We start from the raw sequence: 25,014 nt of genomic DNA on the forward strand, positions 1-25,014 counted from the left end.
ATAGTGGTGAAGCTCCAGGACAGAACCAAGAGAGTGCACCAGGAAATAGTGGTGACGAAACAGATTTGCCACCAGGATTTGAAGCATCTGGAGACAATCCATCTGAGAACGGGATAACAAATGGTAACGGATTAGGAATTGGAAAGATTCCACCAGGATTAGCAAAATTGTTTGGTAATGAAGAGGATACTAGTAATGAAGATACATCAGAATTTGACAGTACATCAAATACTGGAAATACAAATGGTAACGGTCTAGTTGGATTTGAAGACACCCCACCAGGATTAGCAAAAAAGTTTGATGATTATTCATCAAGTTATGCACAAAATCCTGATGATTACTTTGAGAATCACTTTGAAGCATCAATAGATGATGTCTTTGAAACAAACTTCGATGGAAGTAACAAAGGCAATGGTGAAGGCAAAGGTACATTGGGTTCATTTGGTGGAAAGTTCGGAGCACCACCAGGCCAAATCAAGAAAGGCGGACAAGAAGATAATGGAAAGGGTGCAAGTGACAATGCAATTTGTCACAATGGATTTACACTATATGTCAATGCAAAAGCTGTTAATGCTCACCTTAATCACGGAGATACTCAAGGAGTATGTGCATCAGCAGGTATTACTGATGGAGAATCAGGAAACACATCAGGTACTGTAGGAACATCATACACTGCAAAAGGATTTACAGCATTATCAAATGTCCTAGTAGACATTACATCAAGTATTAGACTAGATGTAATGGCTCCAAACGGTACAAAGATTAGTGGAAATCCATCAGTGACACAACCATATAGTTTCACTCCAGATACAAATGGTGATTGGGATATTGATGTTACTTCATCTGGCGGATATACTCATACCAGAACAGTGTCTGTGACGGGAGGTCCAGATGCATCTGCATCTGCTGGTGCAGGTCCATTTACTCAAAATGTAGCCATACCACTAACTGGTTCATGTACTGCTGATTGTGGCACAACATTATCATGGTCATGGGCCATAACAACTCAGCCAACTGGCGGAGGAGGACCACCATCATTGGATGATTCAAGTCTACAAAACCCAACACTAGATCCAACTAGAGCAGGAGATTATGTGTTAACATTAACTTACACAAACACATTAGGATACTATGAAGTAGATACGGTGTCATTTACAGTTGATCCTTAGAGAAAACTCTGAATCACAACATATCTTTGATTCTCGAATATTTTGAATCAGAAATAATGTTCAAAGAATGCATTGTATCAAGTTCTGATTCGATTTGTTCTTTAAGATAATCAGATAATTTTTGATCATAGCCATCTTCATATTTTTTTTCAGGAACATCTACAACTTTTTCAATAACTTTTTCCACAATTCTTTCAGCAGGTTTTTCCTCTACAGCAACTTGAGGAGTATGATTCTTGAATTTCTTTATTCCAATCACACCTACAATCAATATTGGAATAACAATAACGGCAATTACAAGAGAATAGTTTTTTTCTACTTTGGCTGAAACAGTTACTGGACCATCAATGAATACCTGAGCAACATTACCATCGTATTCTACTTCAGCACCATCCCATCCAGACAATGAATTAAGAACCAATCCATCACCTCCAGAATTTATTCCAATGGGAACAGTAACACCCTGTTCATACCAACCACTTCCAGTGGTTTCGCCAAAGTCAGAAATTACATTGAGTTTGTATTGAAAAGTAGTAAAGAAATCCACCTGATGGTATTCATTCATAGTAATTGGAGGTGTCGTAAAGGAGGTAGAACCATCATCCTCAATGTTCCAAAATTCAGATTTGTCCAAAGACCAACCAGTAACTTCTTGCCTTACTTTGTTTTGCTCAATTTCAGTAGTTTTTTGCACGTTTACGGATACAGCAGTACCTGCATCAAACCAATTATCATTGGTTGGAGATGATGGAAGATATGAGAAATCATTGGTTCCCTCTACGCTTAGAGCATATTGCTGCGCAGCTCCAAACATAATATCATGAGAAGAATCAGTTGGAATGTTTAGAGTAAAATCACCTCGAGCAGTTCTAGAAATTTTTACTTTTTCACCATCAAGCGTATAGGACTCCAGATTAAACCTGCTTGTTTCATCATTGACCCAAGAATGATTCTGAGTAAGAGTAAATGTTTGTCCAGGAATTAAAGGGATCTCATATGAGGGCAAAACATTATTTTCAAAACTAACACTAATCATATTTTGGTTTGAGAATTGTGCATCAACAGTGTTGTCAGAATGTGCTACAAAAATAGAACCACATAAAATCAATCCAAATATTATCAAAAACTTCATGATTCTGATACCACCAATGTTTCCAAACCAGAATATTTTGAATCCAGTTTTTCGTTAATTTTATCAAGGGATTTTTTGTAATCGCTGTTTAATGTTTCGTATTTTCCACGTGGAATAACATCAGAGTCAAAATCAGAATGCAATTTCTTTAGAGACTGCTCGTAACCATGTTTTTTTGCAAGTAACAAATAAAATTCATCTGAAATTGGCCACGTATTTTTTGGCAATTCAAATACATCTCCAATTGGTTGTGTGCTTTCACCCCTAAAGCTATCAATCTCTTTGATTTTTTGGAATCTATATGCAGTCAAAATATACCGTACATCATTTGATGCATATTTTAGTTTCTCAGCAAGACCACATTTTAGAAGAGATTTTTCTATGGTTAATCTCACAAGATCTTGTTTTGATTTATCATGTTCTCCAGTTGTCTTTTTGGCAATTTCAGAAAGCTTTACTGGGCCCATTTTCTCAGCAGTTAATTCAGCTATTGCAAACAGAATTTTCTGAGTAAGCAATTCTTTTGAAACATCTTCCAAGTATTTGAAACAATTTTCTTTAAGGTTTTTTACCTTCAAAATACGTGAAATAAGATCTTCTTCACTAAGCAATCACAATCACCATTTCTCTTAACAACTGACTCTAAAGTGGATAGACATATTATTTTTGATAAAATCTTGATATTTTTTGTGTGATTCAGACATTTTGAGGCTAGTTTTAAAGGGAACAAAGTTTGCAGGATGTTGTGAAAGCAAGATTTAATGGAAAATGTGTAGAATGTGGAGACGTAATAAAAACAGGTAAAGAGATTCTGAAGAATTCAAAGGATCAATGGGTTCACAAAGCATGTTGTGATCTAGAAGAAGAGTTGCCATAGACAAATTAGTAATAAATTTTTTAAATGACTTTGTATTTTTGAGATTATAATGGGCACAAAATCAAATATCGTCCTTATTGCGTCAATTATGGTTATTTTTGGAGTGATAATGATTCCAGCAAATATTTCAGCTGAATCAAATCATGTAACTGTGACTCCAATTAATGCAGATGTAAGTTTGGAGAAAACCACTACCACGATGACAGTCCCTGAAGATAACAAACTCCCATGGGGGATTGTAAGAGGCGAAGCATCAGAAGTAGCAGAAAGATATCCAATAATTATTCAAATGTATAAAGGAGAAGATCCGGTTCATTTTGCACAAGTTGATGCTAAAGGTGACGGTTCATATGAATACAAATTCAGAGTAAGAAGTGTAGATTCTAACACAGGAGAGTTTGTAAATATCTTTCAAGGAGATTACACTGTAAAAATTTACAAGGTAATTCCAAATACTAATGATTTAGCATAATCAACAATATTTCATAGAATTCATATACTGAATATCCAAACGAAGAGCTAGAAAATGAGCAAGAATTTTTGGCACGATATCGAATCAGGTACAGATGTTCCTGAAATAATTAATGCGATTGTAGAAATTCCAAAGGGTTCTATGAACAAGTACGAATACGATAAGAAACACAATATGATAAAATTAGACAGAGTTTTGTTCTCACCATTTCATTATCCTGGAGATTATGGGTTAATTCCACAAACGTTATCTGAAGACGGCGACCCGCTGGATGCACTAGTATTAGTTACAAACCCAACTTATCCTGGAATTCTAATCGAGGCAAGGCCCATTGGATTACTCCAAATGAAAGATGACGGGAAATTAGATGACAAGATTATTTGTGTTGCAACAAATGATCCAAGATATTTGCACACAGCAGATATTTCAGATATTGAAGATCACTATCGTTCAGAAATCGCCCACTTTTTCCAAGTTTACAAAGATTTGGAAGGCAAAAAAGTAGAGATCATGGGATGGAAATCAGCTAAAGAAGCCAAAGTGGTAATTATAGAATCTATAAAAAGATACAAAGACACGTTGAAAAAATATTAACATGACAAAAGAGTGTGAACATTTCATTCAAGAAAACAAAGTATCTCAAAATACAAAAAATTGTGAAGAGTGTGAAAAAGAACATCTTCCAGTAGTTGCACTTCGAATGTGTTTAACATGTGGACATGTAGGTTGTTGTGATTCATCTATTGGAAAACACGCAACTAAACATTTTGAAGAAACAGGGCATCCAGTTATGCAAGCAGTACCAGAAAAGATTTGGAAGTGGTGCTACATTCATGAAGAATATTATTGATAGAATAAATTATTTTTCCATAATATTCTAATCGTAAACCATTAACCCTTTTTCTTCAAGCAATGCATGAATTTGGTTGACAGAACGATGAACATCTTTTTCAAGTTTGGCCCCAACACATACCAACTTACCAGATGCAAAAATCAAGATCACAGTTTTTGGGTCTAGCATTCTATGAATAAGTCCAGGGAATTGTTCTGGTTCATACATACTTCTTGGGAGAGTTCTTGCAGCTTGTTCCAAGTTTACCTTACCGCCAAGATTGATAGAAGATACTATATTTTGAATAGAAACCAAAGGATCATTTTTAATTTTGATTTTTCCTTTCCTTAGAATTTTCACCACTTCAAAGACAGCAGTTTCAGCTAATTCTTGGGATTTGGCACCGGTACATACCATCTTTCCAGAACCAAAGAGGAGCGTGGCAGTCTTTGGGTTTTTGAGTCTAAATACGGCTCCAGGGAATTGTTCTGGATGATATTCTACTGCAGGGAATTTTTTAGTGATATCCACCAAGTCTAATTTTTGTTCAATGGTAGCAGATGCTACAACATTTACAATTGCAATTACAGGTTTAGTTTGAGTCATTTTTTCACTTACCTCCCATTACATCCATATTTTGATCCAATCTCAAGCCTTTGTATCTATTTCTAATTGTTACTTCTGTAACGTTTGCAGCTTCTGCAATATCACGTTGAGTTTTATCTTCACCGTTTTTCACACAAGATAGGTATAGTGCTGCAGCTGCTAATCCCATTGGATCTTTCCCTGCAGATTCTTCATGAGCTTGAGCATCTTTGAGAACTTTAACTGCATAGCGTTTTGTTTTTTCAGTGATTCCAATAGAACTTGCAATTCTTGCAACACATTGAACTGGGTCTACCACAGGCATTTTCAATTCTAATTCTTGGTGTAAAATTCTATAGCATCTCGAAATATCTTTTTTCTTGATATTACCTGCATCAGAAACATCTTTTAGAGTTCTAGGAGTTTCAGTGTCCCTACATGCAGCATAAAGAGATGCTGCAATTAATGCAGAAATAGAACGACCTTTCACCAGTCCTTTTTCTAATGCTTTTCTGTAGATGTATGATGCCTTTTCAATAACTGCATCAGATAATGAAAGTTTGTCTTTTAATGTAGATAATTCACTTAGTGCTTGTCGAAGGTTTTTGTCTGAAGAAGCATTTACTTTACTTCTACTATCCCATGTTCGTAGTCTTTCGATAGTACTTTTCATTGTAGATGTTAGAGGTTTTCCAGAAGAGTCTTTGTTCATAGGACTGATGATTGTTGCAAGACCTCTGTCATGCATTGCAAGAGATGTAGGCGCTCCTGTTCTAGTTGGATCTGCGCCACCTTCTTTGGAAAATGATCTCCATTCAGGGCCAGAATCTTGCAATGTCTCTGTAATCACATAACCACATTTTCCACAAAATCTTTCGCCGGTATCATTATCAGTCAACATGGCATTTTTGCCACAACGACCACATGTCGAATCTGCATTAATAATTTCTAAAACCAAAGGTAATTCCAATATTGCACAGTTGATTTCCTATATGAACCGATTTATTCTGCCATTTTTGAAGAAAATAACGAGCCTGGAAATAAAAGGAGAATTTCCACAGTAACAAGATCCTAGGCACAAAAACAAAGATCAGAAAAACAGATTTTAGCAGTCGCAATCACATATGAAAAATCAACATCATATTCATTTTTTAATAGTTGTAAATCAGCAAATTGAGATGTCATCGTATCAGCTAGGAAAATGGGATCTATCAGAATTATCTAAAAATCCAAAAAGCCCTGCATTTCAAAAACAAATTCAAGAATTAGAGCAACTTGCAAAAAAGTTTGAAAAAATCAAATCTAAACTTAATCCAAAAATGTCTTCAAAACAATTTATGCATATCTTAGATCAAGTAGAAGAAATTTCTGAAAAGATGAGTAAGATTGGTGGATATGCATCATTATCTTATTCTTCAGACACACAATCAGATGAAGCAACATCGTTGATGACTAAAATGTCAAAACTTGGTTCTGAGATTTCAAATAAGATTTTATTTTTTGATTTGTGGTGGAAAACTCAAGTAGATGATAAAAATGCAAAAAGACTCATGAGTGATGCTGGAGAAATAACAGAATATCTCTCACATAAAAGACTGTTTGCAAAATATGCTTTAAGTGAACCAGAAGAGAGAATCATCAACACACTAGATGTTACAGGGATTTCTGCACTTGTAAAATTGTATGACAAGATAACAAATTCATTTGAATATAAAATGAAAATTGGAAACAAATCCAAAACAATGACTAGAGAAGAACTTACAAATTATGTGAGAAGTACAAATCCAAAAATTCGAGAAACAGCATACAAAACCATTCTTTCAAAATATTCAGAAAATAAAGGAGTCATTGGAGAGATTTATCAAAACATTGTTCTCAATTGGAAAGACGAAGGGATAGAAATCAGAGGTTACAAATCTCCAATATCAATGAGAAACATCGGTAATGATGTAGATGACAAAACTATAGATTCTTTGTTAACAGTATGCAAAAAAAATTCTCCAGTTTTTCAGAAATTTTTTGTACAAAAAGCAAAAATGCTAAAAATGAAAAAATTGCGAAGATATGATTTGTATGCTCCTGCCACATCCAACATTAAAGAAAAAAACTATTCGTATGACAAATCAGTAAAATTGGTTTTTGAGTCACTTGGCAAGTTTAGTGGGACTTTAGAAGAATATGCAAAAAAAGTATTCAATGAAAAACATATTGATTCAGAGATAAGACAAGGTAAAAGAGACGGAGCATTTTGTAGTACTCTGACGCCAAAAATTACGCCGTATGTATTAGTAAATTTCACTGGGAAATCAAGAGACGTGTTTACTTTAGCTCATGAACTAGGTCATGCCGTACATAGTCAAGCTGCACAAGATAGATCAATTCTTGTTCAAGATGCGCCATTGCCACTTGCAGAAACTGCATCAACATTCTCAGAGTTATTATTGTACGATAATTTGTCAGATAAAATTTCTGATGATGAGAAAAAAATTATGCTTTCAGAAAAAATAGATGATCTTTATGCAACGATACTAAGACAATCATTTTTCACAATTTTCGAAGTTGATGCTCATGAACAAATTGGTAATGGAACAACTATAGATGAAATATCAAAAACATATTTGAAAAATCTTAAAACACAATTTGGAAATTCTGTGAGTTTAACTGAAGATTTTGAAATAGAATGGAGTTGTATTCCTCATTTTTATCACACTCCGTTTTACTGTTATGCATATTCATTTGGAAATTTGTTAGCATTGTCATTATTTCAAAGATACAAAAAAGAAGGCAAAGACTTTGTTCCAGCATATATCAAGATTTTAGCTGCAGGAGGATCCAAAAAACCAGAGAAATTACTTTCTGAATATGGATTTGACATATCTAGTCCCAAATTTTGGCAAGAAGGATTTGATTATGTTAAAGAACAAGTTAGCACATTATCAAAACTGAATTAATTTTTAGAATAAATGGGGCTGACAGTCCAACGCATGGACTGCCAGCTTGTTCCCCGAACGGTTTGAATTCGATGTCAATACCAAGACAAAGATAATCTGATTTAAACCTTTGAAATTATTTCAAATCTAATTTTTTAGGTTTGATTTTTCTTATGGAACCTATCAAAATTCCAATCGTAATACCCAATTGATATAGGAAATATAGCAAAACTTCAAAAGTGCTAGGGGTAAAATCAGTGAACCTACTCACTGCAGTTAATATCAATATGAGGGCACTAAAAAAGAAAACAAAGCCTTTAGCAAGGCCATTAAGATTTGTAAATTTTAACAATACAAAACTCATCACAGTTACAGATAATGCCAAAACAGTCAGAAAACCAGTATTCATGCCAAAAATTAGGAAAAGTGATGATGCAACTTCCCCAGGACTGTTAGCTGAAAGGTTTGCAAGAGTGATTTTTTCAGGAGATGCAAATCTTGGCACACTAAGAATGGCATTAGCTAAAAACAAAACAAACATTGAAACTGATACAGTTTTAACATGATTTTGTAAACGGGGGAATCTAACAAGAATAGCCCTTCCTAGAATAATGCCTTGAAATAATCCAATACCTAAAGCACTCAAAACAGCAATTAGTTGAATAATTGGATGGAGGTATAGATCAACAAGAAAAGGAATCAAAGCCATATCAACTGAAGAGACAAAAGACCTGATATTAGTTACAAGATAAGAAATTTTGATCATAAATGAAAAAAAATCATCCTAGAAAATGAAAAAAGAACAAAATAAGAGTAAATTTAATAATTTCATTTTATGAAGAGCACCCAATGCAAAGAATTCTTTTGCCATTGATTTTGGTCATCATGATAGGGATTTCTACAAATTATGCATTTTCACAAGAAATGGGCCTGGCAACTTTTCAGGAAACAGCCCAAATAATTATCGATAAAAGCATATCACAGAATGTTACAGCATCCATTACTCTACAGAGTACAAGCCTTCAAGAAATTCAAATACCAGCAGAACTAGAAAAAAAGATTAGAGAAAATAAACAGGTTACTGCCATAATTGTAACAAATGAAGAACGATGTGTTCTAGGAGTTGTGAATGAATCATGTATCATGATAAATGTTGTAGTAGATGATGATGACAGAGGAATCTTTGGACTACAAGATAATGCAAAAAAAGTTTCAGAATCATATATTGATGAAATAAATCAAGTTTTTGATACGGATGCAAAATTTCATTCAGTATTCATACATAATGATGACATCTCAAACAAAGCACTAGAAACATCAGGAATAATTTCAGGAAGAGGAACAATCTCAGCAGTTTACACAATGCCTAAAGAAGACACCAGTTCAATGTATGAAAAAATATCAGCTATTTTGATACCTAAAACTATTCGTGATTCTGAGGGATTTTATGAAATAGCTAAAGAATTATCAAATGATAAAAATGCAAAGATGACATTTTCTTTGATCCCATTTGAAACAAAATCATTATTTCAATTGAAACTAGCAGCAGATTTTCCAGGAAAAGCTTCTACAATTTCAGAAATTAATCCATTAGAAATTTTCAATGTCAACAGCATCAAGAGATCAGATTATTTTTCAGGAGGATTTTATCCACTTAATTCTATTATTCAGGTAGTGATTTTATCAGATGACGACATTAATGTGTCAAATGTAAATGGGAAAATTATTCCAACACAAATTATTGATGAAGAAAAAATTCCCATAGATATTACAGATAATGGATGGATTTTTGATCCAGATGCAGGGAAAAGAATTCAAGGAAAATATATTTTTGGAAAAGAGTCATCAATTGACAAAAATGAATTGGTTTTTTCTTTAGCAGGGGAGAAAATTAAAACAGAAAAACCAGAAACAGATGAATCAGTTATAGTAGTAGGAATAATAACAATAGTAGCTATTGCAGCTGCAATATTCTATCTTAAAGGATATAGAAAATAATCACAACAACAAAACAGCTGCAGCAAAAACAGTAGTCCATTTACCGTCCTTGTCACCTTTTGTTGCTTGTGTAATGTTATGAGTATTGTATATTTCTCCAGAAATAGACCATTGTTGTCTTTTTTCATTCCATGCCTTGTCAGCATCAAAAGGAATTCCTAAAGAAGAAGCAAGCATTTGTGCAGCAATATCTTCTGCATAGTCACCAGCTTGAACTTCATTTTGTCCAAATGCCTCATATTCGGAAAGATACCCATATCTGCTAGTATCCTTTGGTTGAGCAATACCCACAGATGCAGAGCAAACTCTGTGAGGTTCATTAGTTTGATTTTTCGAATAAATAGTAAAGAGAATTTGTCCTGGAGAAATTTTTTTCAAACCTTCTTTTCTAGAAATTAGTTTTGCTTTAGGCGGAAATATACTTGAAATCAAAACAAGATTAGTACCAGCAATACCAGCATCCCTTAGAGCATATTCAAAACTAGTTAATCTATCTTCATGAACACCTTTACCTTTTGTAAGAAACAAATTCTTTGCAACTAAATCTAACATTTCTGAATTGTTGAAAGAGAGTTATTATTTATACTTTAATTGAAAGAGAACACAAGCTGAAAATATTATCACATATGTCTAATCTCGTTTTTTCTTCTTTTTTCGTTTATCAGGCTCTTTTTGAATTTGGGTCAAAAAGATGAAAGTGAAAAATGCGCCCAATCCAATATTTATCACACCCATGAAAGTGATCATCATTGTCATGGAAGGAGGAGCAATTGCCAATCCAATAACCAACCCCATAACACCAGTTGCAAAAAACATCATCATCAAAACCTTGACTCTAGTAGGTTCGATGTACCTCATATCAGATATCAAAAGTGGTCATTATTATAAACTGACGGTAAATTTGACAGATTTTTCAAAATATATTTTAAAAATTATTTACAGGTAACACTTTAAACCTTCAAAAATTTCATTGTACATCGTGCCAATGTAGCTCAGCCTGGTTAGAGCGGCTGATTTGTAATCAGCAGGTCGTGGGTTCGGATCCCGTCATTGGCTCTTAATTTTCTATAATGTAAAAGATTCAAGATTTGGCAATACGAATAAGTATACTGGATTTTGAGTAAATGAAAATGAGTTCCGAGATTGAAAATAATGAAAAAGTCACAGTAAAAAAATCAACGTTTAACGGATTAATTATAGGAATAATTGTGTTAGTCGGAATTGCATCTTTCTTTGCAGGTTCATTTACAACAAATTTGAATTCAGAACAGATTTCAGACGAAGACTTGGAAAAAGCATTATCAAAATTAGAGTTAAAATTATTACAAAATCAATTACCTACAAAGCAAGAAGCTGCTCCTGTAAAAATTTCAGCAGATAATGATCCGATAATAGGAGATCCAAATGCGCCTATCACCATTATTGAATTCTCAGATTTTCAATGTCCATTTTGTGCAAGATTCCATACTCAAACATTACCAACTATTCTTGAAGAATATATTGATCAAGGCAAAGTGAAATTGGTTTTCAGAGACTTTCCTATTCAAAGTATTCATCCAAATGCATTACCTGCATCAGTAGCAGCTGAATGTGCAAATGAACAAGGAAAGTTTAGAGAAATGCATGACATATTGTTTGAAAAACAAAACGAATGGAATAATCTTGAAACTACACAGGCGTTAAACATGTTTAGTCAATATTCAACTAGTTTACAACTAGATGAAGAAACATTTGATTCATGCCTAACTAGCGGAAAACACATTGAAGAAATTAAAAAAGATCTAGATGATGGTAGAAATTACGGAGTATCAGGAACACCAGGTTTTTTTGTAGGAAATGATCAAATCGGATTTGTAGAATTGAAAGGAGCTCAACCGTTTGAAAGTTTCAAAAAAATTATTGAAGCTCAACTAGATGCATAAAGAATAACAAGCGTTTATTAGGGCACAAACGCGATTAAGCATCAGAATAATGACGAGTGGGCAATGAGCTTTTTCGTCATTGCCAAAGAGAAAAAAATAAAATGACAAAATTTCAAGATTTAGGATTAAACGACGAAGTGCTAAAAGGAATTTCTGAGCAGGGATTTGAAGAAGCATTTCCAATTCAAGAAGCAGTAATTCCAGTATTATTATCAGGAAGAGACGTAGTAGGACAAGCTCATACAGGTTCTGGAAAAACTGCGGCATTTGCATTATCAATGTTGCAAGAGATTCAACCTAAACAAGGAATTCAAGGATTGATCATGGCGCCAACAAGAGAGTTAGCAATGCAAATCAGTGATGAGATTAAAAAATTTGGAAAATACACAGGAATTAAAATTGCAACAGTGTATGGAGGACAAGGAATGGGAATTCAATTAGATGCGCTTCACAGAGGAGTAGAAATTGTTGTAGCTACACCAGGTAGATTGATAGATCATCTCAAGAGAGGTTCAATTGAACTCAGAGATGTATCTCACATTGTTCTTGATGAAGCAGACACGATGCTAGATATGGGATTCGTAGATGATATTCAGTTTATTTTAGATCTAGCCCCAGAAAACAGAGTCATGTCATTGTTTTCAGCAACAATGCCAACTGAAATTTTAAGATTATCAGAAGATTATTTGAATAACCCAAAGCAGTTCTTACTGGATGCAGATGATCTTAGTGGAGAAGGAATTGATCAATCATACTTGGTAATTAAAGACAGAGACAAATTCAAGTATCTAATTGATTTCATAAAACCTACAAAAGGACAAAGCATTGTATTTTGTTCAACAAAATATAGGACTAGAGATGTTGCAAAATTCCTGCATCAAGAAAAATTCAATGCAGTAGCTATTGAAGGAGATATGTCACAGCATAGAAGAGAGCAGTCAATGGGCAAATTCAGAAGTGGAAAAGCAGATATTCTCGTTGCAACAGATGTAGCATCAAGAGGAATCGATGTTCCAAGAGTAGAATTAGTTGTAAATTATGATGTTCCAAATCAAGAAATGGCATATTTTCATAGAATTGGAAGAACAGCAAGAGCAGGAGCAAAAGGTAAGGCAGTTACATTTGTCTCATATTCATCAGTAGGAGATTGGAATCTAATCAAACGTCAAATCAAAGTTCCACTCAAAGATTTGAATCAGGAGATGGGAATTCAAATTTCAATTCCAGATCCTCTAAAAAGACAAACACCATCAAGAAGATACGGTGGTCAGTCTAGATCCAATTACTCAAGAGGGGGACGTTCTGGAGGATATGGAAGATCAGATAGAGGAAGAAACCCTAGAGACGATAGAGGGGGAAGAAAAAGATATGGAGACAGAGATGGTAACAGAAATAGCTACGGCGGACGTAGCAGATGGTAAAACTGTAAAACTTAAAGACTCCAAGTACGTAATCAATTTAAGATAAACTAATGCACAAAGGATTCATTTTATTAAATTGTGATCTAGGAGCCGAAGAGTATATTGTAGATGAATTAAAACAAATGCAAGACATTACAAATGCATATCTTACTTTTGGGGCATATGATGTAATTGCAGAAATTCAATCAGAAAATCAAGATGAATTTGAAAAAGTAATTGCAACTATTCGCAAACTATCCAGAGTTGTAAGCACCATGACTCTAAATGTAATAGTTCCCGAATAATTGTTATATGAGTAAATTTAGGATTTTTCAAATTGCAGAAAATTGATTATGAAGCACCAGTATGGGTACTAAATTACAATAATCCAGAGCCTCTTTTAGAACATGCCATCCACATGCTTGAAAGGCACGGAGTTAAGCGTGAAGATATGGAAATTACAGAGACGCCAACTGCAAAAGTAGGTGCAATAGTAGTAGAAATTTGGCCATATGAGCTTGTAATAGGAAGAGTTAGAACTATACGAAATGATTCATTTATCAGCGGTACAGAATTTACTATTGAGTTAAAATTAGATGAGAATGGAAATTACATAGATTATCTTTGAAGAAAAATAAAATACAAAATATTTCAATTGCAATAATCGGTATCGTCATAATAGTAGGCATAATAGGATACAATTATTCGGTAGATCAAACCAAACAGAAAGGATTCCAATTTGGAAATGAACTTTCACAAATTCAACAAGACGTCACAGAACTACAAACAAAATTTTATTCTGAAAAAATAAAATGGGATGAAGGAGACATTACAAAAGAAGAATTATTAAATTATTATGAAGAGCATGTAAGAGAATTTGAAAAGATTATTTCAAGATATGACAAATTATCGCCACCAGAATTATTTCAAAGTTCAGTAGAGTTATTCAAAATTTCATCAGAAACACAGCTACTGAGCGATATAGAATACATAAAATGGATATCTACAGGAGACGAATCAGCTAAAATTAGATCAGATACACAAATTCAAGAGGCATATGAGTATGAAAATTTAGGATTAGTAGAATTCCAGTTAGCTAAAGCAGGCATCAAAGAATTTAATGAAGCAGATAAATTTTCGCCACCAGATAAAGTACTAAAACAAAAAGTTCTTCAAATTTCAGAAAATATGAAAGCCAAGTGCGATTCAGAATTTAAAAATGATAAAGGTGAATTTGATTCAAACGAGATAGAAATATCATGGTTTAATTGTATTAACGAGGCTGAAAAATGGAAAAAAGACCATTTACCTTAGCATGAAACAAGATTAGAGTAAATCAGAATTCTTCAATTTTTCTAAAATATCAACTAGTTCTTCCATCAAAGAGTTTTTTTCAAGCGGCGTAGGTTGTGAAAAATAGACTGGAAAAGTAATGGTCAACATATCTTGATCAGTGTGAGAGATTCTAATAGAATGTGATTCTCGATTAGTAGAAGATAAGAAATTTTTCCATTTTTGCAAGTGTTCGTTTACTCGTTTTACTTGTTCCTCTACATTTGTCAATGAAGTATCTAATTCTCGATCAAATAATTTGAATTTTACAAGAGGCACCATCACAATGCCACCTGAAATTTTTTCATGATTTTTTAGCATAGAAGCAATAATTTCTTCAGTATTATCTTTAGGAAAAATTTCTCCATAATCAGGATCAAAATATCCTGCAACAAGTTTTTCCGAATCATAGATTCGAAAAAAATCTTCATCAGATTCTAATTTCCACAATAATTTGAAAATCATTCATGAATAAATAAACGATTAATCAAAGACAATTAAATAAACTAGGAAATTAAGAAAGAACAGATGACCATTTCTAAAGAGAACAAGGATTTCATTGATAGTTTGATTGATTATTACATTAGTGAATCAGAATCATATACACAAATTGCAGAAAACTTTGTTCCAGAAATAGAATCTGTACCAGATACAGCATTTGGAATTATCACAGGATGTGTGTATTCAGGGTTTTTGCAAGCATATCAGAATCAACAACAAACACCTAGTTTAGAAGATATGAAAGAATTCAATCAAATTATCAAAGACAGAGCTGCTTTAATCAAAAAAGCAATTCTTGATCCACCCAAAGCTGAACCTGTGAAACAAGAATCTGAAGAAAAATTAGAAGAGACAGATTTAGAAAAGAATTTTGATTAAAAAGAGTGCCCAAATGGGCACCCATTATGACTCCTGTTGGACTGGTCGTACTATCGCAGGTGTATGAATACAGTTAGTATGCGATAACTAACATGAGTGATTTTCTATTAAAACACTTACGTAGAAATTATCAGTAAAAAAAAATAGAAAATCAGATAGTTTAATTCCAACTTATTGGAATATCAGGTATGAGTATAGATGGAAGTAAAATAATTTTTGGATTAGGCGTAGCCGCAGCAGTTGTAACTGCAGGGGTAGCATTGTATTTTTCAATACGTTAAAGATAAATCACAACAATACATCATACCATCATGTCAGATACAAATGAATTCAAAATTACTCAGATAGTAGACAATGGTCAAATAGTACAATTGTCTTTAATTGAAAATATTTCAACTGAACCTATTTCACAAAAACAGATGATTATAGAAAATGTTTCAAATAAGCTAGATTCTGAAACTAAAGAACAAGTGATGCCATTGTTAGAAGCAATTTTACAAGCACAACCAACAGTAAATGTGAAAACATATCAACAAACTCAGATTACTATAGGAATGCCAAAAGGCAGATATGACAACATGGGAAGACCACAAGTTGGAAGTATCATTCAAGTAGATTTAAAAAAAGTCTAGAGATTTGAGTTTATTTCATCAATTGTATGCAATGGCAAAGAACAAGTAAAATTCTTGCAAATAAAAACTGAAGTTTTTTCTTCAAAGGATTTTCCTTCAAAGAAAGGATATTTGGAAAGACTCTCCAGTTGAGAGGCATTTTTGATTGTAATCAATATTGAATTTGGGAGATAATCTAAAAACAAAGATTTGCAAATATCGGAATTTTCAGTATTGATTACTGTGATTTCAACAGGTTTTTGAACATACATAGAAATGGTATTTAGCAAATATCCAAAACCGAAAGGATTCTCAGCAGCCATTTGTGCCTGAGATTCCATGATTTTTGTGGCAATTTCAAGAAAAGTTTGTTTTTGAGACAAATGAAACAATCTCAACATTACAAATGCAGATACAGAATTTCCTGAAGGTAAAGATAGATCATAATTGCTCTTGGGTCGAATTATCAGTTTTTCATGCTCATCAGAAGTCATAAAGAAACTATTGTTTACCGAATCCCAAAAATGCTTCACCAAATAATTCCCCAAACGCATGGACAAACTAAGATATTTCTCATCAGGTTCAATTTCAAATACATCCAGTAAAGCATTAGTAAAATAAGCATAATCTTCTAGATAGCCATCAATCTTTGCAACGCCATTTTTGTAAGTTCGTAATAATTTTTCATCGACTAATAGATTTTTTTCAATAAATGAAATGCAATCTTTAGCAGCATTAAGATATCTAACATCTCCAGTTACACGATAGCCTTTTGCAAAAGCAGTAATCATTAAAGAATTCCAAGAAACCAAAATTTTATCATCCAATCCAGGAGGAATTCTTGAAGAACGAACTTTTAGTAATTTTTCTGCACATAGATTAATTGTTTTTTTAACTTCAGATTCAGAGATGCCAAAATTAAAAGCAACAGTAGAGATATTCAGGTTATTGCACAAAATATTATTTCCTTCCCAGTTTCCACCATCAGTTACATCATAGTATAAGCAAAACAAATCAGCATCTTTTCCTAGAATTTCTTTAATTTCACTTTTTTTCCAAACGTAATATTTTCCCTCGACTCCTTCAGAATCAGCATCATATGCTGAATAGAAACCGCCTTCAGGAGAAGTCATTTCACTAAGTACAAAATCAAGAGTTTTTTGTAAGACTTCGAGATAAAATGGATCTTTCGTGATTTGGTATGCCTCTACATAGTTTACTGGAATTAACGCATTGTCATATAGCATTTTTTCAAAGTGAGGTACTAGCCATTTTGCATCAGTTGAGTATCTAGAAAAACCGCCTCCTATTTGATCAAAAATGCCTCCATTTGCCATTTTTTTCAAAGTTTTAAGCGCAAATTCATTGAATTTATTCAGACCTGTAAACTTTGCATATCTAAATAGAAATGAGATGTTTGCAGCGTTTGGAAATTTTGGAGCAGAGCCAAATCCACCATATGTTGCATCTCCCAATTGAAACAGATTCATTGCAGCCTCATCAAGAATTGTTTTTTCTAATTTTGAAGGAACCTGAAGAGAGTCTGCTTTTGTTAATGCTCCAAGAAATCTTTCAGCAGATTTTTCTATATCCCCAGGTTTTTCTTTCCAAGCTTGTGCTAATTGTCTGCAAATATTTCCAAATCCCGGACGTCCATAAGAATCTAAAACAGGAAAATAAGTTCCTGCATAGAATGGTTTTTGATCAGGGGTAAGAAAGATACTCAATGGCCATCCGCCCTGACCAGTAGCTATCTGACAGACTTTTTGATAAATATCATCAATGTCAGGACGTTCTTCTCGGTCAACTTTGATGTTAATAAAATTCTCATTCATAAATTTGGCAACATCTTCATTTTCAAATGATTCATGGGCCATGACATGACACCAATGACATGAGCTGTATCCAATACTTAGAAAGATGGGTTTGTTTTCATCTTTTGCTTTTTTTAATGATTCATCATTCCAGCCATACCAATTTACAGGATTATTAGCATGTTGAAGTAAATATGGACTACTTTCGTTTATGAGATTATTTTCAACCACAGTTAGTCAGATTTGTTTTAATATTTGTACTTAATCTACAAATTAACTCCAAATTCCTTTACCTTCTGTAAGTTCATAGATTCTAACATTGATTTTTCCCAATAATTTTACTTTTGATTTATGAGCTTTTTTGTCATGACTGTAATCTTTTTTTTCAACTAATTCTTGTAACCGTTTTAATTGTTCCAAAGTAAGTTTTTTGAATTCATGTTTTGAACTGGTGACTAGATGCAATAATTTTACCCTTTCACGATCCTCATCAGTAATTTCAGCCATATTTTTGATATCACCAATTTTGCAAATAAATCTTAGTGTAATAGCAAAGTCAAATAAAATCTAAAAATTAATTTACGAATATTAAAATTTCATGATAAACTAGTGAGAATATGGAAAAAATGCGAGCGATGGTATTATCAAAATGTGCCAAAATTGAAACAGAGCCATTAAAACTAACAGAGATAGACAAACATGAAATCAAAAGATCTAATGAAATTTTATTAAAAATCGAGGCATGCGGGGTATGTCATTCACAATTACATGGGATTGAAGGAGATTGGCAAGATATCGGCATTCCGCCAGCATTGCCAACAGTTCCAGGACATGAAGTAGTAGGAAAAGTAGTACAAATTGGAGACAAAGTTACTAAATTCAAAGTAGGAGATAGAGCAGGAATTACGCCATTGTTAGAAGCATGCAAAGAATGCCAATATTGTAAAGAAGGTAAAGAATACCTTTGCGAATCATCAGTCATCACAGGAGAATCTTTCAAAGGAGGATACACTGAATACATTACTGTTGTTGAAGACTTTGCAACAAAAGTTCCAGAAAAAATGAAAGCAGAATATGCTGCACCATTATTTTGTGCAGGAATCACAGCATACAAGGCTGTTAAGGCATCAGAACCTAAACCAAATAAAAAAATCGGAATTTATGGTATTGGAGGAGTAGGTCACATGGCAATACAATTTGCCAAAGTAGAGAATTGTGATGTGATTGCGTTTTCTAGATCTCAAAAACATCTAGATGTTGCAAAAAGATTAGGTGCAAATGACGCAGTTATTTTCTCCGAAAAACAGCAAGACTTTCTTAACACGCTTAAAGAAAAACACGGCTTACTAGATGCAGCAATAGTTTTTGCACCAGCAGATATTGTAACAGATACAGCTATCAAATCAGTGAAGAAAGGAGGATTAATCGTCATAGCAACCGTGGGTGAAAATCCAGCTTTTATGGCATTTGAAGAGAAGACGATAAGAGGAACGCTAATTGGCTCAACTAAAGACATGGAGCAAGTAATCAAGATATGTGATGAAAAAGACATCGAAGTTATCACCCAAACATTCCCATTGGAAAAAGCAAATGAAGCACTAAAGAAATTAAAAGATTCAGAGATTGAAGCTAGAGCTGTTCTCATACCTTAATTCTTGGCTTAAATATCAGAACAATAGGTTTGTTGTATGAATTGTAAGAGATGTCATCATACGGATGAAGCTCACAGTAAAAATGAGCACAGCGATTCGTTGATTAAGGCAGGAGAATGTCAAATTCCAACTTGTACATGTAGACAATATGTGGATCCCATTCAAGAAATCGATGAAGAACTTTTGTAACAGTTCATATATCAAAATAATTTCAAACATACATGGACAAACACAAACCATCAGATGAGATGATTAAGGATTTAGATAATTTGTTATCAAAACTTAATGCTATGGAAATTGTAGCATCAGATGAATTTCAAAAGAATTCAATTAAAATTCAAAGAGCTCTAATAGAAGGACAAATTCATGCAATCAATGAATTTCAACATTTGAAAAAAGCATTAGATTTGTTGACATTGCAATTATTTGATGTTCAAAATAAAGTCAAGAGTTAAGCTTTGTGTCACTTAAACTGCAACCTGTACATCTAAACAAAGTAGACTTTTCCAATACTTTTTCAGGAATCATTTTTGCCCCACAACAAGGACATGAGATTTGTTCTGGATCTGGAATAGTGTTTTCAGATTTTCTGACAACATAATCAGGCTTTTTTTCAACAATCTCAGAAGAATTACAAACGGGTTTGTAATGAGTTAAGATTTTCTTGTATACATTTTCTCTATGATCATCACTTGATTCAAACAAGGGTAAAATTGCCAGATAGAGGGATTTTTCTGAGCCTGATTTTTCAATCCAGCATTTGTATTGAGGATGTTGAACAAAAAATGCTTTATCATTGGTTTTTTGGCAATTGCCCAGATAGACAATATTGAATTTATCTTTGTCGCGTGAGAGAATTAAATATACAAGTTTTTCCATAGGAGGACCCCATTCTTCAAGAGGAATAGGTCCAAGAAACTCATATTGTAAAATTTGAATGCTCAATGCATGTATTTTTGAGTACTTTCTTTTCATCTTTTCCCAAAAAAATTACTAGTGCCACAAATTTGATCGCAAAGGTACAACTTGAAAAGATTAAATTCGAGAGTTATGGATTTCACGTAAATGAAAGACCCTCACAATTATGCCAAAGTAGGATATTCCATGATTGCTGTTGCAGGAAGCTTAGCAGCCATAGGCATTATTGCACTGTTTACCGCAGACGACGTATTATTATCAGATAATCTTGCAAGAGATAAAACGGCTCATTTCAACGAATGTAAAGAAAGCGATTTCAGAGCAGATGGTTGTGAGAAATATTGGGACAGAATAAACAACAAGGCTTCAGGTATTTTTGTAGATCTTCCAGAATGAGTTAGAACCCATTACTAAAATCTTCTAACATGTTTTGATTTTTTGTGAGTCGATTCATGGCAAAAAATGCACCACCAACAATCCCTGCTTGATAAAAAGTGTACAAGAAAACTCCAGAAGATGTAGGGTCAGATTTTGTAAAACTTAGCACAAGCATTGTAAAGAAGACAAAAGTTCCAACAAAGGTAACCATTCTGTTAATTATACCAGAATTCATTCCAACAATTCTTTTTGTTGCACCAGCCATCAAACCAATGCTAGTTACGATAAGAAATGTTGCACCTCCATTTGCGGTAATGAAGCTGTTAACCCAAGATAATAACCCATCTTCCAAAATGGTCACTTCAGGCATTATGCTTCCCCCATTGATTGCAAAATTTACAGAGCTAAACATCCCACCCATAACAAAAAAGAATAAGAAGATTTTTACAATTGATCTTTTGATAGGACTGCGAATCTCTGTTGGTTTAACAGCTCTTTCAGTTATTCGAACACCGTAGAGAAAACCTACAGCCATTGCAGGTGCAAACATAATATTGATTAGAATAGGAGATTCCTTGTTTATTGTTTCAATTTGAGGATGAAAAATTAAAAATAAAATTATTGCAAGTGAAGCAGAAGTACCAAATAAGATTAAGCCTATATGATTACGAGATGTAGATTCCCTATAATCATTCCAGTTGTACATTTTATAGTCTCAAAAGAAAATAATTAAAAACCAAATCCGAAAATCATTTGGTCTAATTATCAATTCTGTTTACCCTTTTTTAGTACAATGCAGATACAAGTATGATGAAAGGAGGCAAAGCATTAATGATTATTGGAGTCATTGTAGGGGTTTTTGGATTTATTTTTCACTTGCAAGGACAATCAATAGTAGGTCCAGAATCATCATTTATGTATTCAAATCCTAATTGGATCACATATGGAATCCTAATCGCAACAGTAGGAATGATAATTTTTGGAGCAGGGTTGAGTTTATTTAAAAAAGTCTAGTTTGTCACACGTAAAGTTATCGTGCTTCGAATATTCTTTAGTTTTCTAATTTTGGAGGTAATAATTTCATTAATTTTTGAAGGAGAATCAGTAACAAATTCTGCTACAACATCATAACTGCCAAAAGTAATCAAACAGTTTTTGACTTCAGGAATTTCTTTTAATTGTGAAAAAAGGGATTGTTCTTCTCCAATTTCACAGCTGATTAACATGAATGCTTTTTCCAACTAAATCATATTTTCTTAAAAACACATCAACTTAAAGACATCTAAGAATTAATCTATTCTATAGATCTAGAAACCTGCCAGAATTGGATCTTTGGGTTTTATAATTTCCCTTAACAAAATAGTTGCAAAAGATCCTCTAGACAAAGAAAATTCAACCACATCATCATGAGCAGAGTAATCAGTGCAATGAATAGAAGCTTGTCGAAATCCTCCCTCACTGCTTACTTCTTGCATTTCTTTAATGAAGAAATCTTTTGGAGATATTTCTTCTTGTTCAAGTATTTTAGAAATTTGATAGTCAAACCTTGTTTTTTTGTAATATGAATAACCAACAAAAGGTAACGCTAACCTTTGATCCATTCCTTTTACATACTTGCCTATAATTCCATGATCATCATAACAAATATCACCAGATTCAGCAACAAACAAATTTTCACCATCTAAAAATGCAGAACTCAAGGACATATTGAAAATGAATGACTGATATGCCTGAATGTAAAATCGTCGTAATGAAACAGGTATTGCTCTAATTGCACGAATCGGATCATCACGTTCAATCATTTCTTTTAGTACAATTCTTTCAATATCCATTTGAGTAGGAACTTGATCAAAATACTGAACATAGTTTACCTTATCAGATAGTTTTTCACGAATTTCATTATTTTCTTTAGAGTCATATGAGGAAGTAAATGACAAAATTAGATCAACGGCTTTTTGAAAATCTCTATGTAAAATTGCTTTTCCAATTAGATGTGTAACAGGTCTTTGGGAACCAAATCTTTGGTAGCCATAAAAATTAAGAATTTTATCATATTCTTCAAAGGATTCCAGACGATTTTGGCATTCAGAAATTTTTAGAACAAAATGATTGCCAATCATATCTTTTTTTGAGAGAGGTTTTTTTACAAATCCTAATTTTTCAAGAGAATACTTGTCACTGGAAAAATTTTCCAAAGAGACTCCTTTGTTTCCAGAGCAAACGAATTGTTCGGTTATAGCAGATGCATCTTTTAATCCCAAAGACTTGAGACGGACTCCAGTTTTTCTAAAAATCCCAGACAAAGCATGATTGGTATCAATTTTTTTCTTTTTTAATTTGTATACTGCATATCCATCTTGATCTTTGATGGAATTTTTTATTTTTTCAGAAAGAAATTCTGAAACTTGGAAATCTTCCGGTTTAGATCTAATCTTACCTCCAATGCCATCAAATTTTGTGCTGTATACAGTTATGCCAATCTCAGAGTCAATTTTTGGAATCACTCTATTGTCACGGTGACAAATTTGCTGATTGCAACATCTGGTAATTGTGCTCCAAGTAGAACTTTGTATGTACCAGGAATTGCATCTTCAGAAGCAGAAATTAAAAGAGAAATAGGTCTTGGAGCATCAGAATCCAGCTGGAATGTTTTAGGATAATTGTCCACAGTCTTAACGGTCAAAAAGTCATGCGTTGAAGATAAAATCAATGAAACATTCATCAAGTCTTTTTGAGATAATGATGAAATAACAAAATCAAATTCTTCTGAAGTTGCTGTATTAAGAATTGGAGAACTATCACCCAATTGAATCTCTAAAGGCAATGGAATGGATGTATCAACAACACCGATGTTATTTTCAACCCATTCAGTAAACCAAATTTTGTTACCATCAACTGTAAAATCAAAGATTTGTGCAACACCACAATCATCTAACATCATTCCTGTTCCAGGATCACAGTCACCCCAGTAAGGATTCTTTGAAGGAACATGATATTCTACAAGAGATTGTGAGACAGGATCCATAATTGAAATGTTATTTGCAGTCTGTTCATTGAAAATAATTCTTCCTTGATCATCAGATTCAATCCAATAAGGTCTAGAAATAGGGGTTTTAACAACACCAGTTTGATTTCCATAGGTACTCAATAAAGGATCAGATGTCACATATTGAACAAATTTTTCAGTATCAGGATCAAAATTAAAGAATGAAGAAGAAGTCGTATCTGCCAACCAAATTGAACCATCATCAGTTACAACTATTCCGTTGGGCGTAAGAAGAGATACAGGTAATTCATAGATATCAACAAAGTCAAGCAATGGAAGGAATTGTTCATCAGAATTTGCAACAGAGTTCAGATATCCATTTTGATCAAACTTTACTAAAACTCCACCTTGTTGGAATAACCAGTTTGTAAACCATACATTATCATCTTCATCTACGGCAAAGTCTGCTGTAACTGAATCATCTATAGGAGAAGGAAGACTAAGATAATTTACTTCCTCGTTTGATTGAGTAGGATCTAAGAAAGTGAGTTTGTTTCCAGTAAAATCATTAATTATGATTTGTGAACCATCAACTCTAAGTTTTTGGGGTAGCGAATTACCTTCTGAAGGATAAGACAATCTATCATATTTTTCATCAATAGTAGAAAATTTCCAAACAGAATCATATGATTCATCAGTATACCAAATCGAACCATCAGGAGCATAATCAATTCCCCACATCATTGAACGACCACCTGGAGGCCATAGTGAATTTTCATATTCAGTAAATGTTTCGGTATTAGGATCAAATTTTGCTATTTTACCAGTATTAGTTTGTGCAAACCAAACATATCCATCATAATCAGTTACAATGGCCAAAGGATTTGTACATAATGTAGGAATTGAGAATTCTTTTACAAACTCAGTAGATTTAGCATTACTTGAACCACAAAACTGAGCTCGTTGTTCATCTGGAAAATTATCAGCAGGAGTCCCAGTAATTGTAACTTCGGGAGTATCTGTGCCGGGATCAACACCAGGAAATGCAATAACAACTCCTGAAGTGACCATTATTCCACCCAAGAAAATAAATGCCAAAATTCCTTTGGTTTGTTTTTTCACAAAAT

At 33.4% G+C, this 25,014-nt stretch carries 34 protein-coding genes and 1 tRNA gene; 21 read left to right on the forward strand and 14 right to left on the reverse strand.

Going from position 1 to position 25,014, the window contains the following annotated elements; genetic code table 11:
* Positions 1-1,169, forward strand: a 1,169-nt coding sequence (locus K5781_RS08305) for a hypothetical protein (protein WP_297442756.1), incomplete at its 5' end; no start/stop codon positions are given.
* Positions 1,170-1,182: 13 nt separating this feature from the next.
* Here K5781_RS08305 and K5781_RS08310 read toward each other — a convergent pair.
* Both K5781_RS08310 and K5781_RS08315 read right to left on the reverse strand, forming a co-directional pair.
* Positions 1,183-2,301, reverse strand: a complete 1,119-nt coding sequence (locus K5781_RS08310) for a hypothetical protein (RefSeq protein ID WP_297442759.1) — start codon at positions 2,299-2,301, stop codon at positions 1,183-1,185.
* Positions 2,298-2,912 (reverse strand): hypothetical protein, encoded by a 615-nt coding sequence (locus K5781_RS08315; RefSeq protein ID WP_297442762.1) that lies wholly within the window; start codon positions 2,910-2,912, stop codon positions 2,298-2,300. The genes K5781_RS08310 and K5781_RS08315 overlap by 4 nt, the downstream gene beginning before the upstream one ends.
* 134 nt (positions 2,913-3,046) lie before the next feature.
* Here K5781_RS08315 and K5781_RS08320 point away from each other — a divergent pair, with 134 nt between their 5' ends.
* From K5781_RS08320 to K5781_RS08335, 4 genes are read left to right on the forward strand one after another with little or no spacing between them, the layout of a single operon-like run.
* A complete protein-coding gene (locus K5781_RS08320) occupies positions 3,047-3,178 on the forward strand; it encodes a hypothetical protein (RefSeq protein ID WP_014965479.1) in 132 nt (43 codons plus the stop codon).
* 49 nt (positions 3,179-3,227) lie between these two features.
* Positions 3,228-3,650: a hypothetical protein gene (locus K5781_RS08325; RefSeq protein ID WP_297442767.1), complete on the forward strand. Its 423-nt coding sequence runs from the start codon at positions 3,228-3,230 to the stop codon at positions 3,648-3,650.
* Between the two features lie 54 nt (positions 3,651-3,704).
* Complete coding sequence (locus K5781_RS08330) at positions 3,705-4,244, forward strand: inorganic diphosphatase (RefSeq protein WP_297442770.1); 540 nt, start codon at positions 3,705-3,707, stop codon at positions 4,242-4,244.
* A gap of 1 nt (position 4,245) precedes the next feature.
* Entirely contained in the window at positions 4,246-4,500 is a 255-nt protein-coding gene (locus K5781_RS08335; RefSeq protein WP_297442773.1) for a UBP-type zinc finger domain-containing protein, read from the forward strand.
* 27 nt (positions 4,501-4,527) lie between these two features.
* Here the strand turns inward: K5781_RS08335 and K5781_RS08340 are convergent, their stop codons facing one another.
* Positions 4,528-5,088, reverse strand: coding sequence for a TATA-box-binding protein (locus K5781_RS08340; RefSeq protein ID WP_297442774.1), 561 nt, complete (start codon positions 5,086-5,088; stop codon positions 4,528-4,530).
* 4 nt (positions 5,089-5,092) lie between these two features.
* Positions 5,093-6,025 carry a TFIIB-type zinc ribbon-containing protein gene (locus tag K5781_RS08345; RefSeq protein WP_297442777.1) on the reverse strand — a complete coding sequence of 311 codons (933 nt, stop codon included), beginning with the start codon at positions 6,023-6,025 and terminating at the stop codon, positions 5,093-5,095.
* A 220-nt stretch (positions 6,026-6,245) separates the two neighbouring features.
* Between K5781_RS08345 and K5781_RS08350 the strand changes: the two genes are divergently transcribed.
* From K5781_RS08350 to K5781_RS08360, 3 genes are all read left to right on the forward strand, one after another.
* Positions 6,246-8,018 carry a M3 family oligoendopeptidase gene (locus tag K5781_RS08350; protein ID WP_297442779.1) on the forward strand — a complete coding sequence of 591 codons (1,773 nt, stop codon included), beginning with the start codon at positions 6,246-6,248 and terminating at the stop codon, positions 8,016-8,018.
* 266 nt (positions 8,019-8,284) lie between these two features.
* Complete coding sequence (locus K5781_RS08355) at positions 8,285-8,563, forward strand: hypothetical protein (protein ID WP_297442781.1); 279 nt, start codon at positions 8,285-8,287, stop codon at positions 8,561-8,563.
* Between the two features lie 283 nt (positions 8,564-8,846).
* Positions 8,847-9,995: a hypothetical protein gene (locus K5781_RS08360; protein WP_297442784.1), complete on the forward strand. Its 1,149-nt coding sequence runs from the start codon at positions 8,847-8,849 to the stop codon at positions 9,993-9,995.
* On the opposite strand, the gene K5781_RS08365 is transcribed toward K5781_RS08360, so the two are convergent.
* Positions 9,996-10,547: an arginine decarboxylase, pyruvoyl-dependent gene (locus K5781_RS08365; RefSeq protein ID WP_297442787.1), complete on the reverse strand. Its 552-nt coding sequence runs from the start codon at positions 10,545-10,547 to the stop codon at positions 9,996-9,998.
* A 78-nt stretch (positions 10,548-10,625) separates the two neighbouring features.
* Positions 10,626-10,853 (reverse strand): hypothetical protein, encoded by a 228-nt coding sequence (locus K5781_RS08370; protein WP_297442790.1) that lies wholly within the window; start codon positions 10,851-10,853, stop codon positions 10,626-10,628.
* A gap of 123 nt (positions 10,854-10,976) precedes the next feature.
* On the opposite strand from K5781_RS08370, the gene K5781_RS08375 reads away from it, so the two are divergent.
* The 6 genes from K5781_RS08375 to K5781_RS08400 all read left to right on the forward strand — a co-directional run bounded on the left by K5781_RS08375 (position 10,977) and on the right by K5781_RS08400 (position 14,631).
* Positions 10,977-11,051: transfer RNA gene (locus tag K5781_RS08375), tRNA-Thr, on the forward strand.
* 74 nt (positions 11,052-11,125) lie between these two features.
* Entirely contained in the window at positions 11,126-11,917 is a 792-nt protein-coding gene (locus tag K5781_RS08380; protein WP_297442793.1) for a DsbA family protein, read from the forward strand.
* A gap of 101 nt (positions 11,918-12,018) precedes the next feature.
* Complete coding sequence (locus K5781_RS08385; protein WP_297442796.1) at positions 12,019-13,338, forward strand: DEAD/DEAH box helicase; 1,320 nt, start codon at positions 12,019-12,021, stop codon at positions 13,336-13,338.
* Positions 13,339-13,388: 50 nt separating this feature from the next.
* The gene (locus tag K5781_RS08390) at positions 13,389-13,622 is read left to right on the forward strand and encodes an Lrp/AsnC ligand binding domain-containing protein (RefSeq protein ID WP_297442798.1); all 234 of its coding nucleotides are present in this window, start codon (positions 13,389-13,391) and stop codon (positions 13,620-13,622) included.
* Positions 13,623-13,654: 32 nt separating this feature from the next.
* A complete protein-coding gene (locus K5781_RS08395; RefSeq protein WP_297442800.1) occupies positions 13,655-13,945 on the forward strand; it encodes a hypothetical protein in 291 nt (96 codons plus the stop codon).
* A complete protein-coding gene (locus tag K5781_RS08400; RefSeq protein ID WP_297442804.1) occupies positions 13,942-14,631 on the forward strand; it encodes a hypothetical protein in 690 nt (229 codons plus the stop codon). The genes K5781_RS08395 and K5781_RS08400 overlap by 4 nt, the downstream gene beginning before the upstream one ends.
* A gap of 12 nt (positions 14,632-14,643) precedes the next feature.
* Here K5781_RS08400 and K5781_RS08405 read toward each other — a convergent pair whose 3' ends face one another.
* Positions 14,644-15,099, reverse strand: a complete 456-nt coding sequence (locus tag K5781_RS08405) for a hypothetical protein (RefSeq protein WP_297442807.1) — start codon at positions 15,097-15,099, stop codon at positions 14,644-14,646.
* A 78-nt stretch (positions 15,100-15,177) separates the two neighbouring features.
* Between K5781_RS08405 and K5781_RS08410 the strand changes: the two genes are divergently transcribed.
* Positions 15,178-15,528: a hypothetical protein gene (locus K5781_RS08410; RefSeq protein ID WP_297442810.1), complete on the forward strand. Its 351-nt coding sequence runs from the start codon at positions 15,178-15,180 to the stop codon at positions 15,526-15,528.
* A 311-nt stretch (positions 15,529-15,839) separates the two neighbouring features.
* The gene (locus K5781_RS08415; protein WP_297442813.1) at positions 15,840-16,160 is read left to right on the forward strand and encodes a hypothetical protein; all 321 of its coding nucleotides are present in this window, start codon (positions 15,840-15,842) and stop codon (positions 16,158-16,160) included.
* Here K5781_RS08415 and K5781_RS08420 read toward each other — a convergent pair.
* Both K5781_RS08420 and K5781_RS08425 read right to left on the reverse strand, forming a co-directional pair.
* Complete coding sequence (locus tag K5781_RS08420) at positions 16,157-18,184, reverse strand: thioredoxin domain-containing protein (RefSeq protein ID WP_297442816.1); 2,028 nt, start codon at positions 18,182-18,184, stop codon at positions 16,157-16,159. The genes K5781_RS08415 and K5781_RS08420 overlap by 4 nt on opposite strands.
* A gap of 42 nt (positions 18,185-18,226) precedes the next feature.
* The gene (locus K5781_RS08425) at positions 18,227-18,460 is read right to left on the reverse strand and encodes a hypothetical protein (protein ID WP_297442818.1); all 234 of its coding nucleotides are present in this window, start codon (positions 18,458-18,460) and stop codon (positions 18,227-18,229) included.
* Between the two features lie 110 nt (positions 18,461-18,570).
* On the opposite strand from K5781_RS08425, the gene K5781_RS08430 reads away from it, so the two are divergent.
* From K5781_RS08430 to K5781_RS08440, 3 genes are read left to right on the forward strand one after another with little or no spacing between them, the layout of a single operon-like run.
* Entirely contained in the window at positions 18,571-19,605 is a 1,035-nt protein-coding gene (locus tag K5781_RS08430) for an alcohol dehydrogenase catalytic domain-containing protein (protein WP_297442821.1), read from the forward strand.
* 36 nt (positions 19,606-19,641) lie between these two features.
* The gene (locus K5781_RS08435; protein ID WP_297442824.1) at positions 19,642-19,794 is read left to right on the forward strand and encodes a hypothetical protein; all 153 of its coding nucleotides are present in this window, start codon (positions 19,642-19,644) and stop codon (positions 19,792-19,794) included.
* A gap of 32 nt (positions 19,795-19,826) precedes the next feature.
* Complete coding sequence (locus K5781_RS08440; protein WP_297442827.1) at positions 19,827-20,060, forward strand: hypothetical protein; 234 nt, start codon at positions 19,827-19,829, stop codon at positions 20,058-20,060.
* On the opposite strand, the gene K5781_RS08445 is transcribed toward K5781_RS08440, so the two are convergent.
* Positions 20,050-20,580, reverse strand: coding sequence for a hypothetical protein (locus K5781_RS08445; protein ID WP_297442830.1), 531 nt, complete (start codon positions 20,578-20,580; stop codon positions 20,050-20,052). The genes K5781_RS08440 and K5781_RS08445 overlap by 11 nt on opposite strands.
* 90 nt (positions 20,581-20,670) lie before the next feature.
* Between K5781_RS08445 and K5781_RS08450 the strand changes: the two genes are divergently transcribed.
* A complete protein-coding gene (locus K5781_RS08450; protein WP_297442833.1) occupies positions 20,671-20,919 on the forward strand; it encodes a hypothetical protein in 249 nt (82 codons plus the stop codon).
* 1 nt (position 20,920) lies between these two features.
* Here K5781_RS08450 and K5781_RS08455 read toward each other — a convergent pair whose 3' ends face one another.
* Positions 20,921-21,607: a hypothetical protein gene (locus tag K5781_RS08455; RefSeq protein WP_297442836.1), complete on the reverse strand. Its 687-nt coding sequence runs from the start codon at positions 21,605-21,607 to the stop codon at positions 20,921-20,923.
* A gap of 101 nt (positions 21,608-21,708) precedes the next feature.
* Between K5781_RS08455 and K5781_RS08460 the strand changes: the two genes are divergently transcribed.
* A complete protein-coding gene (locus tag K5781_RS08460) occupies positions 21,709-21,915 on the forward strand; it encodes a hypothetical protein (RefSeq protein WP_297442840.1) in 207 nt (68 codons plus the stop codon).
* Here K5781_RS08460 and K5781_RS08465 read toward each other — a convergent pair.
* The 3 genes from K5781_RS08465 to K5781_RS08475 all read right to left on the reverse strand — a co-directional run bounded on the left by K5781_RS08465 (position 21,912) and on the right by K5781_RS08475 (position 25,009).
* Entirely contained in the window at positions 21,912-22,142 is a 231-nt protein-coding gene (locus K5781_RS08465; RefSeq protein WP_297442842.1) for an Lrp/AsnC ligand binding domain-containing protein, read from the reverse strand. The genes K5781_RS08460 and K5781_RS08465 overlap by 4 nt on opposite strands.
* A 66-nt stretch (positions 22,143-22,208) precedes the next feature.
* The gene (gene truD / locus K5781_RS08470) at positions 22,209-23,405 is read right to left on the reverse strand and encodes a tRNA pseudouridine(13) synthase TruD (protein WP_297442845.1); all 1,197 of its coding nucleotides are present in this window, start codon (positions 23,403-23,405) and stop codon (positions 22,209-22,211) included.
* The gene (locus K5781_RS08475; RefSeq protein ID WP_297442847.1) at positions 23,402-25,009 is read right to left on the reverse strand and encodes a lyase; all 1,608 of its coding nucleotides are present in this window, start codon (positions 25,007-25,009) and stop codon (positions 23,402-23,404) included. Before K5781_RS08475 ends, truD begins: the two co-directional genes overlap by 4 nt.
* Between the last annotated feature and the right edge of the window lie 5 nt (positions 25,010-25,014).

The organism is Nitrosopumilus sp. (assembly GCF_025699255.1).
Classification (GTDB): domain Archaea; phylum Thermoproteota; class Nitrososphaeria; order Nitrososphaerales; family Nitrosopumilaceae; genus Nitrosopumilus.